Here is a 17,362-nt window from a genome sequence, read left to right as displayed (position 1 = left end):
ACGACCGGCGCAATATCGCGACCCCCACCCCGCACCCGGGCGGAATCCGGCGCCGAGCTGCCCGCCGATCACACGTCAGGACAGTCCGCCGGCTTTCGGCGGACGCCATGGCACGCCGTGGGTTTCCCCAGCAAAAGCACCAGGGACGGCAAGGAGAGACGGACGGAGACACGCCGTGACATGAGGAAGGCCCCGGAGAGGACATCCTCTCCGGGGCCTTCCCGGTAGTAGCGGGGACAGGATTTGAACCTGCGACCTCTGGGTTATGAGCCCAGCGAGCTACCGAGCTGCTCCACCCCGCGTTGGGTGAACACAACATTACACACGGCCCCGAGAATATGCCAAATCGCCAGGTCAACACACTTTTCACGACTCGATCAACCCACGAAGGAAGCCACAGGCGCGGACTCCGGGCGAAAAGCGAGCAACTCGGCCGACGCGCCGCCGAGACCTATCCACCGAGCCTCGTACCCGAACGTTAACCGAGCGATTGCCCCCGATCTCGAACCGGATACGGGTGACACGAATTACGATTTCACGGTGATCCCCGTCACATTTCTGTGTTATCGAGCAATCGGCTGGGTAGCTGAAAATCCGATTATGACCAGCAGATTTCCACATATTCCCGGTCTACGCCAATCCAGATATTGATAGTTATCGATACGTGATCTGCGGAGATTTCTTCGTTACGGTCGTTGCCAGGCCCCGACCAGACCGGGACGGGCCGGCCGAACCGGAGAACACCGGAGACCCTGTCCCACGGTTCGGATCAAACCCCGACATCACCTGGGGACAGGGGCACGCAGCTTCCAACGCGCTGCCGGTGGGCACAGGGAGGGATTCGCATATGACCAAGACCCGAAAGTTCAGCACCCGCGCCCTCGGCCTGACCGCTATTGCCGGGGCTCTCGTTGCCGTACCGTTCGGTCTTTCCACCGCCACCGCCTCGGCCTACTCGGGCAACTGGGACGCTGTCGCCCAGTGCGAGAGCAGCGGCAACTGGTCCACCAACACCGGCAACGGCTTCTACGGCGGCCTGCAGTTCACCCAGAGCACCTGGGAGGCCAACGGCGGCACCGGCCTCGCGAGCAACGCCAGCCGCGAGGAGCAGATCGCTGTCGCCGAGAACGTGCTCGCCACCCAGGGCCCCGGCGCCTGGCCGGTGTGCGGTTCGTACCTGTGACACCGCCCGGCGCGTAATACAGCGCCGGACACAGCGTGACAAAGAGGCGCTGCCATCCCTTCCGGATGGCAGCGCCTCTTACGTTATCCGCCGCACCGACCTCGGGAGCCGGCGTAACGCCCTTATCTACCGGCGTCCTGGTAGGCCTTGACCGCGGCCTCCAGTTCGTCGAGCGCCCGGCCGAAGTCCTCGAAGTTTCCGGTGCGCATCGCGGTGCGCACCGCCTCGATCTTCCGGTTCAGTTCCGCCGCCGCAGCGTCCTGAGCGGCCGAACCCGTACCACCGGTCGGCGGTGGGGCGGTACCCCCGTTTGCGGCGGCACCCTGGTCCCCGGGCCGATCTTCCGGTTCGGTGGCCGGTGGCGCCGCGCCGGGACTGGGCCGGACCGCCGGATCGCCGCCCGACGGTGTCGCCAGCGCGCCGGCGCCGGGCAAGACCTGATTCAGCGCATCGGCCAAGGTAGAGCCGTAGCCGACCTTCACACTTCCGGCCTGATCGCGATAGCTCACCAGCACGCGCAGCAGCTGGGGGAACGTCGCCGTGTTCTGGCCGGTATTCCGTTCGTTGTAGAACGGCTCGACATAGAGGATGCCGCCGTCGGCCACGGGCAAGGTCAGCAGATTGCCATATCTGATCTTGTTCGAGTTCGACAGCAGGGTCTTCTCCTGGGAGACCTGTGGCGCCGTCGTCATGGTGTTCTGGGTCTGCTGCGGACCCTGGGTCTGGGTATCTGTCGGTAGCTGCAGAATCCTGAACTTGCCGTAGCCCTCGGGGTCGGAGTTCACCGATATATAGGACGACAGGAACTGCCGGTTGTAGCCGACCATCGCACTGGTCAGATTGAACACCGGCTTGGCGGTCTCCGGATCACCGAGCAGCACGTAGTAGGGCGGCTGGCTGGCCGACACACCCTCCACCGTCGGATCGGCGGGCACCGACCAGAACGCGTTGTTGGTGAAGAACTCGCGCGGATCGTCCACGTGGTACTTCGTGAGCATCTCGCGCTGCACCTTGAACAAGTCCTCCGGGTAGCGGAAATGCGCGCGCAGCTCGGGGCTGATCTCGCTCTCCGGATTCACCGCGTCCGGGAACACTCCGCGCCAGGCCTTCAGGACCGGGTCGGTGGGATCGGTCTCGTACAGCTCGACCGTGCCGTCGTAGGCGTCGACGGTCGCCTTCACCGAGTTGCGGATATAGCTGACCTCTTTACGCGGCAGCAACCGGCCGGTGCGCTGGTCGATACTGTCCTCGAGCGCGCCTTCCAGCGAGGTGGTCTGGGCGTACGGGTAGTTGTCCAGGGTGGTGTAGGCGTCCACGATCCACTTGATACGGCCGCCGACCACCGCGGGGTAGGCGTTGCCGTCCGTGGTGAGCCACGGCGCGACCTTCTGCACCCGGTCCCGCGGCGAGCGGTTGTAGAGGATCTTCGAATCGGCACTGATCGCCGAGGAGAACAAGATGTTGCGTTCGGCGTATTTGGCGGCGAAGGCCAGCCGGTTGAACCAGTTGCCGATCGGCACGCCACCGGCACCGTCGTAGGTGAAGCGCGCCTGGTCGGTGTCGTACTCGCGCGGTTCCTGGCCCTCCGCGGTGCCGACGATGGCGTAGTCGGGATCGGACTGCGAGATCAGCTCACCGTAGTAGATCCGGGGCTGCTGAACCTTGATCCGCTGCTGATCCTGCGGCGTGAACAGATCACTGACCAGGAAGATCGGGTACCCGGAGTCGCTGCTGCCGCCCGCGGCGTTGGGATCTTCGGACTGCGGCCGGTTGACCCGGTTGGCGGGTGCGGCGACGAAACCGTTGCCGTGGGTGTAGACGGTGTGCTTGTTGATCCAGTCGGTCTGGTTACCGCTCAGCGTGGCCGGCGAGAGCTCACGGGCCGCGACGATATAGTCCTGGACCTGGCCGTTGAGCGAGTACCGGTCGATATCGAGTTCCTCGGGGAACCCGTAGAAGTTCTTCAGCTGGCGCAGCTGGGTGAACGTCGGCGACAGGATGTTGGGGTCGAGCAGCCGGGCGTTGGCGATGGTGGCATGGTCGACCGGCACGTTCACCGGGTTCTTACTGCTCTCGCCCTTGTAATCGACGTATTCGATCTTGTCGTCGGTGATTCCGTAGGCGTGCCGGGTGGCATCGATATTGCGCTCGATGTACTCGCTTTCCTTCTCCGCCGCGTTCGGGCGCACCGAGAACTGTTCGACCATCAGCGGCCACACCGCCCCGACCAGCACCGACGAGAGCACGAGCAGCGCCGCCGCCATCGCGGGCACCCGCAGGTCACGCAGCACGATCCCGGCGAAGAAGGCGATCGCGCAGATGATCGCGATGGACATCAGGATCAGCTTGGCCGGCAGTACCGCGTTGATATCGGTGAACGAACCACCGTTGAAGGTGGGCTCCTTACGGCTGCTCATCAGCAGCTGATACCGGTCGAACCAGTACGCGACGGCCTTGAGCAGAACGAAGGTTCCGGCCAGCGCCGCGAGCTGGACCCGCGCCGCGGCGGTGAGCACGCCTTCCCGTCCGGTCAGCCGCAGGCCACCGAAGATGTAGTGCGTCACCAGGTTTGCGAAGAACGCGATCACCACGGCGACGAACAGCCAGTTCAGTACCATCCGGTAGAACGGCAGATCGAAGGCGTAGAAACCGACGTCCAGACCGAACTGTGGTTCCGTGCGATCGAACGACCCGCCGTGCAGGAACAGCTGAACCGTCACCCAGTTCGACTGCGCCACCAGGCCCGACAGCACACCCAGCAGTACCGGGATTCCGAGTCCGAACAGTTTCAGGCGGCTCAGCACCGTGGTGCGGTAGCGGGCGATCGGATCGCCGGCGCCGGAGGTCGGCACGAACACCGGACGGGATCGGTAGGCCAGCAACAGCGCCAGCCAGACGATGGCGCCGACGACGAGCGCGACCGCCAGGAAGATCGCGACCCTGGTCAGTAGAACGGTCAGGTAGACGCCGCGGAAATCGACCTCCCCGAACCACAACCAGTTCGTGTAGGTGTCGACCAGTCGCGGCCCTACCAACAGCAGTGCGGCCAGCACCACCGCCGCCAGCAGCAGCAGACGGCTGCGCCGGGACAGCGAAGGTAAACCGGCTTGGGGGCGCATGCCCACGATGCCACTCTCCAGGGTCCGGCGGCGGGCGAACCGGTAGCGCCACCGGCCGCTGCGCCGCAGTCCGAATTGTTGCGGGTCGGGTCCGTACGGACCCTCAGCGCCCACTTTACGGAAAACGGACATCTTCGCGACCGCAGGGTTGCGCGGTGTCGCGGCACCGGATGCGAGGATGGACCGGTGAGCGCCGATCTGCATGCCGAAATCGTCCTTGCCCGTTCCGTCCACGAGGTCGCGGAGTTCGTGGACGCCGAGGGCTGGGGCAGAGCGCCGCAGATGTTCGCGCTGGTGCGCACCGCCGATCTGGTGGCCGCCGAACCCGCGCTCCTCGATCAGGTGGACGCCACCGACGAACTCACTCCGGTGGCCCAGGACCCGCTGCCCGATTCGGTGGCCGACGGCACCATGCCGCTGGACGAATTCCTGGCGACCACCAGCTGGCCACCCGCGGTGGCCGGTTGTGTCCTGGTCCAGGAGATCGTCGTCCTGCCGCCGGACGCCGAGGACGCGCTCGACGATGCCCTGACTCCGCTGCTGGCCGACGCCGATGCCGCCGATGCCGCCGGCCGGGCCGCCGCGCACGCACATCCGGAACGCCGCGACGCACGCCTGTTCGCGGCGGCACTGCGCACCGGAAACAGCCTGTGCCTCTTGCAGTTACGCCCCGAAAGCGAAGACGAGGAAGAGGACGCGCTGGACCTGCGCACCTACCCGAACCTCGCCCCGAACGTGGTCGAGGCGCTGCGGCATACACTCGAGGAATCCGGCGACTGATCGCCGGCGCTCGGCCGGGCGCCGGGGCTCCCCACCGGCCGGGTGCCGCAGACCCCTAGCTACAACTGGGGGCCTGGCCGCCCGCCGCGAGGTCTTCGAGTGCTTGCACCGCACCGGCCAGCGTCTCGACCCGCACCAGCCGCAGCCCCTCCGGCACCCGCTGGATCGCCTCGTTGCAGTTGCCGGCCGGCACCAGGAAGGTTTCGGCCCCCGCTTCCCGCGCGGCCATCATCTTGTATTGGATACCCCCGATGGCGCCGACCTTGCCGTTCTCGTCGATGGTTCCGGTGCCGGCCACGAACGAGCCACCGTCCAGATCGCCCGGGCTCAGTTTCTCCACCAGCGCGAGGCTGAACATCAAACCGGCGGACGGGCCGCCGATATCGGGTAGGTAGAACTCGACCTTCATCGGCGGTGCGGCGGCCTCGGTGGTGGTGACGCCCAGGTAGCCCTTGGCAGGGTCGTCCGGGCGGGCACCGAGGGTGATGTTCACCGTCTGTTCGGCACCGTCGCGCCGGATCACCATCGGCAGCACCGTGCCCGGTGGCTGATTCGATACCGCGGCGACGACATCGGCCGGGGTCGATATCGGAGTGCCGTTCACGCTGACGATCTGGTCGTCCGGGCGCAGCACGTCGCGGGCCGCGGCCTGCTCGGCCACCTCGTGCACCAGCACCGCGGTGGGCAGGTTCAACTGGCGCATCGCCGCCACCTCGGCATTGCTCTCCGAGGTACTGAACTCCTGCTCGTTGGACTTGTCGACTTCCTCGCGGGTGAGACCGGGCGGATACACCTCGGCGCGCGGGACGATGCCGTGCCGCCCGCTCACCCAGAAGCCGAGCGCCTCGAACAGCGTCAGGCCGTCACGCATGGCAATCGTGGTCATGTTGAGGTGACCGGCGGTGCGGTCCACCTCGGCGCCGGATACGTCGACGACCTCGCGGCCCTCGTACTTCCCCAGGGTGTCGTGGGTGGGCCCGGGTCCGAGCGCGACGAACGGCACCGTGTACGCGCTGCCGATCACACCGAGCAACAGAACGGGGACCAGGGCGACCAGGAGCGTGATGATCCGACGATTCACTCGGTCAACACTAGCGATCCGAAACCGCCCGGCGCCGACAGGCACGCGCGGGTAACCGGAACGTGCCCGGGGCACACCGGCCCATGCGGACGGCCGGCACGAAGCGCTCAGGCCAGGCGGGCCAGCGCCTGCTTGACCTCGGCCAGCGACGGGTTCGTCGCCGTCGACCCATCGGCGAACTTCACCGTCGGGACCACGTGGTTGCCGTTGTTCACGCTGCCCACGAACTCCGCCGAGGCCGGATCCTCCTCGATATCGATCTCGACCCAGCTGATCCCGGCTTCTTTCAGCTGGGTTTTCAACCGGCGGCAGTAGCCGCACCAGGTCGTGGAGTACATGGTCAGATCGGGCGTCGAATCACTCACGCCTGGAACCAACGCAGTAACGGGCCCACGTGTTCCGGCCGGGTGGGTGAGAGGCTCGCGACAGCCGACCCGTACGGCCTCGGACTCCGCCGGAGCGCCTGTGCACAATGGACGGCGTGGCAGCCGTCGATCTCTCCGCACTGGATCCGGAGCAGGCCGCCGCCGTTCGCGCGCCGCGGGGTCCGGTGTGTGTGCTCGCGGGCGCCGGTACCGGGAAGACGCGCACCATCACCTATCGCATCGCGCATCTGGTGGCGGCCGGGCAGGTGCGCGCCGACCAGGTGCTGGCGGTCACTTTCACCGCGCGGGCCGCGGGCGAACTCCGGAGCCGGTTGCGCACCCTCGGTTTGGGCGATACGGCGAATACCGTGCAGGCCCGCACATTTCACGCGGCCGCACTACGCCAACTGCGATACTTCTGGCCGCAGGTGGTGGGCGAGGTGCCGTGGCGGCTGCTGGACAGCAAGTTCCCGGTGGTCGCCCAGGCCGCGAACCGGGTGGGGCTCGCCTCGGGCACCGACAGCGTCAAGGATCTGCTGAGCGAGATCGAATGGGCGAAATCCGCGCTGATCGCGCCGGAGGACTACGCGGCCGCTGCCGCGACCCACCGCCGCGATATCCCGTTCCCGGCGGCGCGGATCGGCGCGGTGTACGCGGCCTACGAGTCACTGAAGACCACACCCGAGGGTGTCCTGCTCGACTTCGACGATCTGCTGCTGCACACCGCCGCCGCGCTCGAGGACTATCCGTCGGTGGCCGACGAGTTCCGCGAGCGGTACCGCTGCTTCGTCGTCGACGAATACCAGGACGTCACTCCCCTACAGCAGCGGGTGCTGGACGCCTGGCTGGGCGACCGCGACGACCTCACGGTGGTGGGTGACGCCAATCAGACCATCTACTCCTTCACCGGCGCCAGCCCCACTTATCTACTCGACTTCTCCCGCCGCTACCCGGACGCCACCGTGGTGCGCCTGGAACGTGATTACCGGTCGACCCCGCAGGTGGTCGATCTCGCCAACCGGGTGATCGGGATGGCGAAGGGCCGTATCGCCGGAACCCGGCTGCAACTGATCGGTCAGCGCGCCGACGGGCCGGAGCCCGAGTTCGCCGAATATCCCGACCTCCACGCGGAGGCCGCGGCGGTGGCCCGCCGCATCGGCGACCTGCTGGCCGGTGGCATCGCGGCCGCCGAGATCGCCGTGCTGTACCGGATCAACGCCCAATCGGAGGCCTACGAGCAGGCGCTGACCGAGCACGATATCGCCTACCAGGTGCGCGGCGGGGAAATGTTCTTCCAGCGCCCGGAGGTCCGGCAGGCGGTGGCGGAGCTGCACAAGACGGCGGCGCGCGACGATCTACCCGCGGCGGCACGCACCGGCGAACACCTGGTCACCCTGGTCCGGGCGGCGCTGGCGCCGATCGGGCTCACCACCACCGCCCCGGCCGGCGCACAGGCCCGGCAGCGCTGGGAATCGCTGGTCGCGCTGGTGCGGCTCACCGAGGAGCTGACCGGGCAACAGCCCGCGCTGGACCCGCCGGGGCTGCTCCGCGAACTCGCGGCCCGGGCCGAGGCGCGCCACCCGCCGACGGTGCAGGGCGTGACCCTGGCGTCGTTGCATGCGGCCAAAGGTTTGGAATGGGATGCGGTGTTCCTGGTGGGGCTCACCGACGGCACCCTGCCGATCACCTATGTGCTGGGCGGGGACGGATCGGTCGCCGATCCGGCCGCCCTCGAAGAGGAACGCCGGCTGTTCTATGTCGGGGTCACCCGGGCGCGGATCCACCTGTCCCTGTCCTGGGCGCTGTCCCGGGGCGACGGTGACCGCCGCCACCGCCGGCGCTCCCGATTTCTCACCGGCCTGATCCCCGAGGAATCCCCGGCCTCCCGGATCGCCGCACCCACCCGGACCGGTACCGCGGCACCGCGGCCGGTGTGCCGGGTATGCGGCCGGGTGTTGCTCGATTCCGAAGCCCTGCTACTGCGCCGGTGCAAAACCTGTGTGGGCGAACCGGATCTGGAACTCCTCGGCGCACTACAGGATTGGCGCCGGGAGAAGGCCGCCGAGCTCGCGGTGGACCCGCGCGGCATCCTCGGAATCAACACCCTCACCGCGATTGCCGAACAACTGCCCGCGGACGAGGCGGGACTCGCCGCACTCGGTGTGGGCGAGGCGAAGCTACGGCAGTACGGCGCGGAGGTTCTGGCGATCATCGGGTCGCGGCGGCGGGCCCTGTCGAAGCCGTAGCCCGACGGACTGCAAAACCGCAGGTAGAAAATAGGTTGTCGAGCCCGGCAAGATTGCTTAAGGTGGGAATCGCGCTCGGGAGGGTACATCCACGCGCATCATTGGAAGATTCGGATCACGAGTACAGGAGGGAGGCAGACAGATGAACGGCACAACGAATTGCGGAATCGTTTCCGTAATCCCGAATACGCGCTTGTCGGCTGCTTCCCGGGGGTTCCTCGCTCTGCAGGGGACCGGCCCGTCCTGCATCGATCGTTTCGGTGCGCAACCGCGCATGCGCTATTCGCATCAGCCGAACATCGTCGAACAGCAGGACCAGTCCGTCGCGATCTGGCACCCGGCAGCTGCCTTCGCAGCCGCCGGCTCTCTCGCTATCGATCCCGCCGCAGCACCCGCGGTGGCCGATAAGCGAGAGGAAAGCCTCCGCAAAGGACACCACGCGACCGTGAACAGGCGGCCCGACCGCCGACCAGGTTAGGGGTACCACCCCGAACCTCCTGGCCACGGGTCGCAGATGCGAAACCGTGGCCATTTTTCTGGCCTTCAGCTCACAAGGCTCGGTTTCGCAGCACGAACACCGAACCGCTGCACAACAAGCTGAAGGAGAACGACGTGGTCACCACCACCCAGAGTCGGCCGCAGGCCACTACTGACGTGGCATGTCGCACCGTGGCAACCGATCCCGGAACTCAGCCGCTGGCCACCCTGCCCTGCCGGGCGGGTGATCCGGATCTCTGGTTCGCCGAGAGCCCGGTCCAACTGGAGCAGGCCAAGGCGCTGTGCGCATCCTGCCCGATCCGTAAGGGCTGCCTGAGCGCCGCCATCGATCGGCGCGAGCCGTGGGGTGTCTGGGGCGGAGAGATCTTCGACCAGGGGGTCGTCATCGCCCGCAAGCGCCCGCGGGGCCGGCCGCGGAAGGTCGCCAGCTGTGTCTGAGCCGCCCGCGGATACGCGCCGGCACCGGAAACGAGCCGCTCATCGCTTCGCCGATGAGCGGCTCGTTCGCGTTTCAGGCGCTGTCGCGTTCTTCCCGGAAGCCGGGCAGCCAGCGCGCGGCCAGCTGCATGAACGGCACCTCGGCGTCGAGCTGGGCGCAGATGCCGATCGAGCCGCCCAGCACCCGGAAGATCATGACGTATTCGGCGGGCAGGATCATCGCTCGCGCGGTTTTCATTTCCGGCGAGGAGTAGTCGGTGGCCTTACCGGCCACGCGTTGCATCCACCGGCGGGTGAAGTGGAACGATTCGGAGCGGATGGGATCGGTGAACGGACGCAGATAGTCCTCGATCTCCTGTTCGGTGAGCGTCTTCCCGGGCAGCACCCAGCCGTTGGCATGCAGCAGCTCGGTCAGTTCGCCGTATTCTTCGGCCACGGCCAGCGCGAGCACCCGGCCCAGAAGTTCGGGAAAGCCCCCCGGTAGCGGGGCGCACGCACCGTAGTCGATCACCGCGAGCTTGCCCTCGGGGGTGATCATGAAATTGCCCGGATGCGGATCAGCGTGCAGCAGGCCGACGATCTCGGGTGACGAGAAATGGAAACGGCCCATCAGCCCGGCCACCCGGTTACGCAGGATACGAGTGCCCTCGGGATCGGCTTCGCCGGCCGCGATGATGGCGGAAACCGGTGTGCCGTCGAGCCATTCGCTGACGATGACCTTGGGTGCGCTCGCGACCACTTTGGGCACCACGAATTCCGGGTGACCCTCGTAGGCTTTGCTGAAGGCCCGCTGATTGGCGGCCTCGTTACGGTAGTCCAGTTCTTCCTCGGTGCGTTCGGTGATCTCGGCCAGCAACGGTTTCACATCGGCGCCGGGAATCACCTTCGCGAACAGGCCGGTCATCCGGTTGAGGGTCCGCAGGTCGGCGCGCAACGCCTCGTCCGCGCCGGGGTACTGCACCTTCACCGCGACCGGCCGTCCGTCCGACCACACCGCCTTGTGCACCTGGCCGATACTGGCCGAGGCGGCCGGGGTGTCGTCGAACGATTCGAACCGCTTGCGCCAGTCGGTGCCGAGTTGCTGATCGAGGACCCGGTGCACCGTCGCGGCAGGCATCGGCGGGGCCGCGGCCTGCAGTTTGGTGAGGGCCTCGCGATAGTGCTCGCCGAATTCCTCGGGAACCGCGGCCTCCATCACACTGAGCGCCTGGCCGAACTTCATTGCTCCGCCCTTGAGCTCACCCAGGACGGTGAACAGCTGTTCGGCCGCCTTCTGGTTCAGCTCGGTGTTGATCTCCTTGCGATCGCCACCCGCCAGCTTGCGACCGAAACCGACGGCGGCGCGGCCCGCCACACCGAGCGGAATCTTGGCTAACTTCGCATTGCGGGACATGGGCCGGCGCACGATCTCAGACACTCCCCCATCATGGCCGACGGAGCGGCTGATCTGCCACGGAAAACCGAAGAGATTTACCACCCCGCCAAGAAGTGTGATTGTCATCACAAGATCTCCTGCCTCCGGGACGGAGTGCAGCCGCAGCGCGCGTGTGGAGACCACGACCGGCGGATCAGCTCGCGGGTGGCGAGGTCGAGCTCGAGCGTGCCGTCGAGCGTTTCCAGTGATGAACCCGCCTCACAGGCGACGATGGTTTCCAGTTCACCGAGCGCGAGCGCGGCAACGGCCGCGATCCCGGCCGGGCTCGCGTACCCCATCCGTCCGTACAACTGCGCGGCCAGCCGGGGCCATTCCGTATCCCGGTCGGACCGGGCGAGATCGGCACAGCGTAGGCAACTCGTCTCCCCCGGCAGCACCAGCGGCCCGACCACGCCCTTACCGTCGCGCACGCGCACGGCCAGATGCGCGATCCCGGCCCGGAACAACTCGCGGACCAGGCACGGATCGGGTATCAGCGCATCGGCCAGCACAACCAGATCCGCCGGCGCGACCGCGCGATGCGTATCACCGCGATGATCGCGCGAACGCGCGGCCCGGATTCCCGCCCCGCTCAGGCCGGCACTGATCGCCTCCGCGAGCGGGCCGACCCCGTGCACGCGGATGATCTGCACACAACCCGCCGGTTGGGGTGGGTGGACCACCAAGCCCGCCGCGTCGATCACCTCGAACAGGGCCGTTGCCGGTTGCGGCTCGAGACCGAGTGCCCGCGCCTGCCAGATGATCGCGGGCCGGCTGTTCAGGCCGTCGAGTAATCGGAGGAACCCGAGGACCTGCTGGGTTTCCAAGCCCGGGGCGTCGCACAGTACGGCGGTGTCGGGATCCCAGCCCAGCTGCACCTGGCCGGTCGAGCGCACCAGGATCGGTACCCGGGGATGCAACAGCGGGCCACGTGGCCGAAGTGTCGTCATGCTCGAAGTATGCGACTCCGGTTGCGGCACAACAGGTCCCGAGACCGGGTTATCCACAGGGTTTCAGCCTGTGCATAACCGGAAGACGCCCAGGTAGCGGGCGCTCGAGGCTACCGCCACGGCACCGCGCGCAAAATAAGGCGCAGCGACCGACCCGGGAGCACGGAACTCCCGCCTCCGGCCCGATCGGGGTGACGCAAGGGAGTGCGCCGACCGCGCTCCCAGTGCCCGGTGCGGCGAACACCGGCGGCGAGGGGAAGCCCCCGGCCGTTTCGGTCTTGTCATGGACGGAACTGCGGATCTGCGCGGGCAGGGCAGACGACCGGTGGGTCCCGAACCACAAGACGGATGCGTCGGTCGACGGAGTTCGTGCGACGCGGCCGGGTCGACGGAGGATTCGGCGCGGCCGCCGCGGTTTACTCCTTGCCGGGTTCGGGACCCTCCGAGCCGGAGGATTCGTCGTCGGCCTGCTCGCTGGAATTCTCCGGGCTGCTACCGGCCTGTTCACGTTCGGCGGCTTCGGTGGCGGCCAGCTGGGCGAGCGGATCGTCGAAAGCGCCCGCACCGCCGCCGATCACCGAATCGATGAAGCCGGCGGGTGCGTCCAGATCCGCCGAATCGGGCAGCAGATCGGGATGGGCCCAGACACCGTCGCGCGCCTCGATCCCGGCGTCGTCGGTCAGGCGCTGCCACAGGGTGGCGGCCTCACGCAGTTTGCGCGGGCGCAGTTCCAGGCCGACGAGTGTGGCGAAGGTCTGTTCGGCCGGGCCCCCGGTGGCGCGGCGGCGGCGCAGTGTCTCGGCCAGTGCGCCCGCGCCCGGCAGCCGTTCGCCCACGGCCGCGGCGACGACCACCTGCACCCAGCCCTCGATCAACGCGAGCAGTGTCTCCAGCCGGTCCAGCGCCTGCTTCTGCTCCGGTGTGGTCTGCGGTTCGAAGCTGCCCTGCGACAGGATTTCCTCGAGTTTGCTCGGATCGGTCAGCGCCGAGGGGTCGAGATCGCGGGCGGCTTCCTCGAGCGCGGAGAAATCCATGGTGATCCCACGGGCGTAATCCTCCACGGCACCGAGCACCTGCTGTCGCAGCCACGGCACGTGCACGAACAACCGCTGGTGGGCGACCTCACGGGCGGCGAGGAACACCATGATCTCGCTCTCCGGCTGTTCCAGTCCCTCGCTGAACTGTGAGATCGCGGTGGGCAGCAGCGCCGCCGTACCGGCCGGACCCAGCGGCAGGCCGATATCGGTGCCGGTCAGCACCTCCTTGGCCAACTGCCCCAGGGCCTGGCCCAGTTGCGAACCGAAGGCGAGCCCGCCCATCTGGCCGAGCATCCCCATCATGGGGCCGGCCATTTCGCGGGCCTCCTCGGGCAACCCGGCGGTCCACATACCGGAGATCTGCTGGGCGACCGGATCACACAGGCGCTGCCAGGTGGGCAGCGTTTTCTCGATCCAGTCGTTGGCGGTCCAGGCCACCGTGCTCGTCGCACCGGCGGGGAAGGTGGTCGCATCATCGAGCCACAGTTCGGCCAGGTGCGCGGCATCGGCGACCGCGGCCGCGGTCGCGCTGGTGACCGGCGGAACGGTTTTACCCAGTTGCTGGCGGGCCAGCCGTTTGGCCACGTCGTAGTTCACCGGCCCGGCGTCACCGCCGGCCACGCCCTGCCCCATACCGCTGAGCATCTGCCCCAGCGAGGTGAGCATCTGCCCCAGTGCCGCCGGATCGAAGCCGGCGCCGCCGGCGCCGAAATCGAACGGGTTGTTCCCGCCGCCCGGTTTGTCACCGCGACCGCGGTCGTCGTCATCGCCGCCCTGGGAGAATCCGAACGGGAAATCGCTCATTACGCCTCACCCGCCGGTACGACGTCCGGGTGGTGTCCGGGGAGCGCGCGCGCGCCGAGCGAGCCGGCCGGCGCTTCGTGAAGCTGCATGTTGTCCATAGTAGGCGCGGCGAACCGGCCGGTCGGCCATACCCGGGGCGGCTTCGCGCTGGGTGAACACCGCGCCCGGGAACTACGAACCGATCCGGTACCTGCGCGTCGTCGCCTTCGCCGGCCGCAAAGACCGCTCGCCGGCCGCCCTCGCTCCGAGCCGGGCCCGCCGGCTCCGGCCCGGCGCACGGCGGCGAGCCCACGGGCTCCGATCAGTCGGCCGGGCTCGCGGCGACCCAGGACTCCACGATGGTGCGGGCGATGGACACCGAGCCGGGGAGCAGGAGCTTCGCCTCACCGGAATCGGTGTCCAGACCGGCACCGGGACGGGCGGGCCAGCCCCCGGCCGACAGCGCGGCCCGCACCTCGGCACGGGTGAACCAGTGCGCTTCGGCGATCTCCCCGTCGGAGAATTCCAGCGGCTGCGCGGGATCGGCCAGCGCGCTGAACCCGAGCATCAGCGACCTGGGGAACGGCCAGGGCTGGCTGCCGAGGTAGCGGATCTCACCGACATCGAGGCCCACTTCTTCGCGCATCTCCCGTTCGACGCACCGCTCCAGCGATTCCCCCGCTTCCACGAAACCGGCCAGCAACGAGAACATCGTCGGCGGCCAGCTGCTCTGGCGGGCCAGCAGAACCCGGTCGCCACCGTCGTGGATGAGGCAGATCACCGCCGGATCGGTGCGCGGGAAATCCTCGCGGCCGTCCTCGGTGACCCGGGACCAGCCCGCTTTCGCGGGGACCATCGGACTGCCGTCGGCCCCGTGGAAGGCGGCGCCGGCATGCCAGTTGATCAGGGCGAGCGCGGTGGACAGGACACCCGCGGTGAAATCGTCGAGCGGCTCGTCGGCGAGTTGCCGCAGATCACGCAGCTCGCCGGTGAGGTCACGGTCGCGGACCGCCCACAGGTGCACCTCGTCGCGGACCCCGAGGAATACGGCGTCCGGGCTCGGTTCGTCGGACAGTTCCGTGGCGCGATCCCACACCAGTTCGCCGGATTCGTAGCGCACCGCACCGCGGCGGCCCACCCGCAGCAGCCGGGCGCGCGCCCAGCCCTCCTTCAGAGCGTGCGCGTCCGCGCGCAGGTGATCGGCGCGGTCGAGCGCCGAACGGGACAACAGAGGGACCTGGTTGAGCTCGAATACCGCCACGTCCCGAGACTATCGCGGCCCGATCCGCGGTGCGCCCGGGTCAGCGGGCACGCCGGATATAGAGCAGTTTGTCCCCGTTCTCCAGCGCGTCGGAGGCGGGTTCACCGACCCGGATCAGTTCGCCCGCACGCACCACGCCGAGCACGATATCGCTGAGATGCCGCGGCGAACCGCCGACCTCGTTGGGTTCGACCTCCCGTTCGGCGACCGCGAAACCGTGTTCGGGGGTGAGCAGATCTTCCATCATCTCCACCACACTCGGGGTGGTGGTGGCGATACCGAGCAGCCGGCCGGTGGTCTCGGAGGACACCACGACGGAATCGGCACCCGATTGACGCAGCAGGTGGGTGTTCTCCGATTCCCGGATCGAGGCGACGATCTTGGCTTTCTTCGTGAGTTCCCGGGCGGTCAGGGTGACCAGGACCGCGGTGTCGTCGCGGTTGGCGGCCACGATGACCGAGGCGGCGTTCTGCACGCCGGCCAGCCGCAGCACATCGGACTGGGTGGCCGTCCCGTGCACGGTGACCAGGCCGGCGGTCGCGGCGGCCTCGAGCGCCACCGCGTCGGTATCGACGACGACGATATCGGCGGGTTGTACGCCGTCGCCGAGCATGGCGTCGATAGCGGTGCGGCCCTTGGTGCCGTACCCGACGACGACGGTGTGATTACGCACGGTGCGCCTCCAACGCTGAATCTTCAAGGCCTGGCGGGAACGTTCGGTGAGCACCGCCAGGGTGGTGCCGACCAGGACGATGAGGAACAGCACGCGCAGCGGTGTGATGACGAAGATGTTCACCAGCCGCGCCGAATCGGTGACCGGGGCGATATCGCCGTAGCCGGTGGTGGACAGCGAAACGGTCGCGTAGTAGAACGCGTCGAGCAGCGTGACCGTACCGTCGGCGTTGTCGTTGTAACCGTCGCGGCCGAGGTAGACAACCATCGCGGCGGTGCACAGCAGGCCGACCGCGAACAGCACCCGGCGGGTCAGCGAAATCCACGGGCTGTTCTGTACCTCCGGGATGCGCAGCACCCCGACCAGGGCGAAACCGGGTCGCTCGGCCCCGCCGAGCCGGCCCCGCCCGCCCAGCTGCGCGAACCGGGCACTCACCGGCGCTACCACCGGCCACCCCGTAGATCCGTCACCCTCAGTCCCTCCGACACAGCTCGGGAGCCTACCCGCTCACCCCCGCCTGCGCCGGGCCGCGCGCCCGAAGCTCACCGGGCCCACAGACCTCGAGCAAACACCGGCCGGTCCGCGTTCCGAGACACCTTCGCCGAACGCCGTATTCGCCAGGGCGGTCCCGGCCTCGGCACCCCGCGGCCGCACGCTCGGCACGAACCTCCACCCGCCACTGCGTCACCTTCCACGGGCTGCGCCGCCGCTGCGCGTTTTCCCGGGTCTCCGCCGCCACCGGGTCCACTGCCACAGGACCCCGTGCCTGCGCCGCGACCACGAAGCCACCGGCACAGCAACGGCCGCCGAGCCGGTCCGGCAGCGCAGCCCGCGGCCGCGTTCGGGCTGGGTCGGGCCGGGCTCCGCGCATTACCGTGTGGGGTATGGCACAAGACAAACCCGCCGGCGTCACCGATACCGGCCGCACTCCCGCGCTGCGGCTGGCCGCACTGCTTCTCGGCGCCGGGGTTATGCATTTCGTGGCGCCGAAGCTGTTCGATTCCATCGTGCCGCCGCAGTTGCCGGGGAAAGCCCGCACCTACACCTACTGGTCCGGGGTGGCCGAAATCGGGGTCGGCACCGCGCTGTTGGTGCCGCGCACCCGGCGGCTCGGCGGACGGCTTGCGGCCCTGCTGTTCATCGCGGTGTTCCCCGCCAATATCCAGTTCACGGCGGATTCGGTGCGCAATCCGAAAGCACCGTGGGCGCTGAAGGCGATCTCGGTACTGCGCCTGCCGCTGCAACTCCCCATGATCACCCAGGCACTGGCGGTGAGCCGCCGGGCACCGCGGAGCTGAACCTGCTGCCCGCGCAGATGCCGTGGCCCGGCAGGCCGAGTCGGTGGCCGGCGGCGCTGCTCGGCAACGAGCCGCGGGATTCGCCCCGGATCCGCGGACCGCGGCCGAGCCGCGAAGCTCACGCGCCGGCGAGCGCTGCACAGCACACCCGAAACGCGGCGGTGGCCGAGACTGCGTTCGATGGGAATCCTGCCGGGCCCGGACGTCAACGGGAAACGACGGGCGGGCGGCATGCC

At 68.3% G+C, this 17,362-nt stretch carries 13 protein-coding genes and 1 tRNA gene; 5 read left to right on the top strand and 9 right to left on the bottom strand.

The genetic code is table 11. From position 1 onward, the window contains the following. Positions 1-228 precede the first annotated feature (228 nt). Positions 229-302: transfer RNA gene (locus ACQEVO_RS02070), tRNA-Met, on the bottom strand. Positions 303-847: 545 nt separating this feature from the next. Between ACQEVO_RS02070 and ACQEVO_RS02065 the strand changes: the two genes are divergently transcribed. Then, a complete protein-coding gene (locus ACQEVO_RS02065; protein WP_432908250.1) occupies positions 848-1,183 on the top strand; it encodes a transglycosylase family protein in 336 nt (111 codons plus the stop codon). A 122-nt stretch (positions 1,184-1,305) separates the two neighbouring features. Here the strand turns inward: ACQEVO_RS02065 and ACQEVO_RS02060 are convergent, their stop codons facing one another. Next, on the bottom strand, positions 1,306-4,308 hold the full coding sequence (locus ACQEVO_RS02060) for a UPF0182 family protein (protein WP_432922279.1): 3,003 nt from the start codon (positions 4,306-4,308) through the stop codon (positions 1,306-1,308). A gap of 180 nt (positions 4,309-4,488) precedes the next feature. Here ACQEVO_RS02060 and ACQEVO_RS02055 point away from each other — a divergent pair, with 180 nt between their 5' ends. Then, the gene (locus tag ACQEVO_RS02055) at positions 4,489-5,082 is read left to right on the top strand and encodes a PPA1309 family protein (RefSeq protein WP_432908248.1); all 594 of its coding nucleotides are present in this window, start codon (positions 4,489-4,491) and stop codon (positions 5,080-5,082) included. A gap of 55 nt (positions 5,083-5,137) precedes the next feature. On the opposite strand, the gene ACQEVO_RS02050 is transcribed toward ACQEVO_RS02055, so the two are convergent. Together ACQEVO_RS02050 and ACQEVO_RS02045 are read right to left on the bottom strand one after the other, a co-directional pair. Beyond that, complete coding sequence (locus tag ACQEVO_RS02050) at positions 5,138-6,163, bottom strand: YlbL family protein (RefSeq protein ID WP_432908245.1); 1,026 nt, start codon at positions 6,161-6,163, stop codon at positions 5,138-5,140. A gap of 107 nt (positions 6,164-6,270) precedes the next feature. Then, positions 6,271-6,501: a mycoredoxin gene (locus ACQEVO_RS02045; protein WP_432922276.1), complete on the bottom strand. Its 231-nt coding sequence runs from the start codon at positions 6,499-6,501 to the stop codon at positions 6,271-6,273. 134 nt (positions 6,502-6,635) lie between these two features. Here ACQEVO_RS02045 and ACQEVO_RS02040 point away from each other — a divergent pair, with 134 nt between their 5' ends. Further along, complete coding sequence (locus ACQEVO_RS02040) at positions 6,636-8,774, top strand: ATP-dependent DNA helicase UvrD2 (RefSeq protein ID WP_432908242.1); 2,139 nt, start codon at positions 6,636-6,638, stop codon at positions 8,772-8,774. Between the two features lie 654 nt (positions 8,775-9,428). Continuing rightward, entirely contained in the window at positions 9,429-9,710 is a 282-nt protein-coding gene (locus tag ACQEVO_RS02035; protein WP_432922273.1) for a WhiB family transcriptional regulator, read from the top strand. Positions 9,711-9,783: 73 nt separating this feature from the next. On the opposite strand, the gene ACQEVO_RS02030 is transcribed toward ACQEVO_RS02035, so the two are convergent. The 5 genes from ACQEVO_RS02030 to ACQEVO_RS02010 all read right to left on the bottom strand — a co-directional run bounded on the left by ACQEVO_RS02030 (position 9,784) and on the right by ACQEVO_RS02010 (position 16,263). After that, positions 9,784-11,127, bottom strand: a complete 1,344-nt coding sequence (locus ACQEVO_RS02030; protein WP_432908241.1) for an ABC1 kinase family protein — start codon at positions 11,125-11,127, stop codon at positions 9,784-9,786. A gap of 83 nt (positions 11,128-11,210) precedes the next feature. After that, complete coding sequence (locus ACQEVO_RS02025) at positions 11,211-12,074, bottom strand: TOMM precursor leader peptide-binding protein (RefSeq protein WP_432908239.1); 864 nt, start codon at positions 12,072-12,074, stop codon at positions 11,211-11,213. 416 nt (positions 12,075-12,490) lie between these two features. Continuing rightward, a complete protein-coding gene (locus tag ACQEVO_RS02020) occupies positions 12,491-13,915 on the bottom strand; it encodes a zinc-dependent metalloprotease (protein WP_432908236.1) in 1,425 nt (474 codons plus the stop codon). A 301-nt stretch (positions 13,916-14,216) separates the two neighbouring features. Continuing rightward, a complete protein-coding gene (nudC, locus tag ACQEVO_RS02015) occupies positions 14,217-15,155 on the bottom strand; it encodes an NAD(+) diphosphatase (RefSeq protein ID WP_432908234.1) in 939 nt (312 codons plus the stop codon). 40 nt (positions 15,156-15,195) lie between these two features. Further along, positions 15,196-16,263: a potassium channel family protein gene (locus ACQEVO_RS02010; RefSeq protein WP_432908232.1), complete on the bottom strand. Its 1,068-nt coding sequence runs from the start codon at positions 16,261-16,263 to the stop codon at positions 15,196-15,198. Positions 16,264-16,712: 449 nt separating this feature from the next. Between ACQEVO_RS02010 and ACQEVO_RS02005 the strand changes: the two genes are divergently transcribed. After that, positions 16,713-17,126, top strand: coding sequence for a DoxX family protein (locus tag ACQEVO_RS02005; protein ID WP_432908229.1), 414 nt, complete (start codon positions 16,713-16,715; stop codon positions 17,124-17,126). Positions 17,127-17,362: the final 236 nt, after the last annotated feature.

Source organism: Nocardia sp. CA-290969, from assembly GCF_050936135.1.
Taxonomy (GTDB): Bacteria; Actinomycetota; Actinomycetes; order Mycobacteriales; family Mycobacteriaceae; genus Nocardia.
The sequence above is the reverse complement of the archived record's forward strand: the minus strand, read 5'-3'. Positions and strand labels throughout refer to the sequence as shown.